The organism is Psychrobacter sp. 4Dc (genome assembly GCF_002836715.1).
In the GTDB taxonomy this organism is placed as follows: domain Bacteria; phylum Pseudomonadota; class Gammaproteobacteria; order Pseudomonadales; family Moraxellaceae; genus Psychrobacter.
In genome coordinates, this window is sequence record NZ_CM009115.1 from 1 (window position 1) to 1,839 (window position 1,839).

Consider the following 1,839-nt stretch of genomic DNA (forward strand, 5'->3'; position numbering starts at 1 on the left):
GTGTATAATCCAGTGTATAATCCAGTGTATAATCCAGTGTATAATCCAGTGTATAATCCAGTGATTTCAGAAAATCACCACTTTTTAAGTCGGTCTATACACCAGATTATACACCGAAAAGAGCATACTACGCTTCGCTGCGCCTAAAAAACGTCACCAGACAAGGCTAACGGGCTGAACGCCCTACCCTTGTCTTGCGTGGTCTGGACGACCTCGCTGCCGCTTTTCAGTTGCCTTCCACTTCGTTCCAGCGCAAATCTCCACGTTGTTCCGATTTACTTGGCGGCCGACAGTGGTTACACCACTGACCTCGTACGTTTTTTGCCCTTTTGAAGTGCGGCAGTTAAAACGCCCGAGGTCAGTGCTTACTGACGGCGGGTTTCACCCCCAAAATCTACCGCAGCCCTAGGGGTCAGCTGTGGCTAGTCTGGACGACTGCCACCACGATTTCGGCTCCCCCACGCAGCCCACACTTGGGGTGATGGTCTGTGCATTTTCTGGACGAAAATACACCCCTTTGGGGCTTAACATCGCGTAGGGGCGATGCAAAGAACTAACGCCCTATCGGTTGTTGGGTCAGTATTGACCAGGACAGCCGAAAAAGAACGGCTGATCTTGGCCAATACTCGACCTTAGCCCAAGCAAAATCAACAACTGTTGGACAATTTTGCATAGAAAAAGCCTTCAACGCTTGACACGTTGAAGGCTTTGTCGTTAATATTCGTTAACGGTTACAGACGTTTGGCGACGACTGTAACGACCAAATAAGCTCTAGTACAGCGTTATTTGACCAGCATATAGCCCGTTAAGGGTATTCTAAGGCACACACCGCCTGATTTGCAAGTCTAAATACATAAAACGCCTAACTCCCTATTTGATCGTTACATCGCCCCTATCGTCCTCTAACTGTTCCCTAGCAATGGGTGGCAGGCATCAGCGACGACTGCATTGTGTGGGTGATACGAAAGCTCCCGACAGGGGTTACTAGACAAAGGATAAGAGCAGCGCAATGAGTGGCGTTTTAAGCGTATCTATAGCGGTATATTGGGGTTTGCCCCTTGCTAGCGTCAGAACGGCTTAAAACGTGGCATAGAGCGCGTCTAGGCGGTGCTATCAACCGTAATCTATGCAGCCGTAGCTTGATACAGTGATACGGCCTTGATGAGGCGATGGGCGATGCCGAGGGCATGACATCAACATCAAAGCAACAGCACTAAAGGGCTTGAGAGCAAAATCTGCTTTCATTCCCTTTAGGGTGAGTGTTGCTTGAAATCAGCTCAAGGCTCAACCAAGAGCATATCAACAACAGATAAGCGGTCAAGTGTTATATAGCCCCCTAGGCTATATAACATAGGCTTTTAAGAAAAAAAAACAAATAAAAAAAACACTCAATCAGCAGATTGAGTGTAGAGATATTTGATAAAAAACATAATGTGAATAGATAGATAAGCTCAGCCCTTACCTTTAAAGGCTTTTAAAAGAATTTTATATATAAACAGTGTATAAAACGTATATACCAAGTATATACTTTAAGACGCCATTGATGTTTTATAGACTTAGTATATAATCCGTATATACCCAATATATAAGGAATTACTATGGAAGCCCCAAAAGATAAGCTGTTCACAGCAAAAGTAGATGAAAACCTGCTAAAAGCCTTTAAACACGCTTGCGATAACCAAGATACAACGGCTTCACAAGCCGTTAGAGCCTTTATGCGAGACTATGTTAAGAAGCATGGTCAAGCCAAGCTACTTTAAGAGTCTGGTGTATAATCCAGTGTATAATCCAGTGTATAATCCAGTGTATAATCCAGTGTATAATCCAGTGTATAATCCA

General features: G+C 44.5%; 1 protein-coding gene. It reads left to right on the plus strand.

Annotated elements, in window-relative coordinates; all coding sequences use genetic code 11:
- The first annotated feature begins 1,598 nt into the window (after positions 1-1,598).
- Positions 1,599-1,760, plus strand: coding sequence for a hypothetical protein (locus CXF61_RS13965; RefSeq protein ID WP_193834150.1), 162 nt, complete (start codon positions 1,599-1,601; stop codon positions 1,758-1,760).
- Positions 1,761-1,839 lie beyond the last annotated feature (79 nt).

Bases quoted from the DNA above. Each gene is read 5' to 3' on its own strand.
- CXF61_RS13965 (WP_193834150.1), top strand. From the start codon at position 1,599: ATGGAAGCCCCAAAAGATAAGCTGTTCACAGCAAAAGTAGATGAAAAC.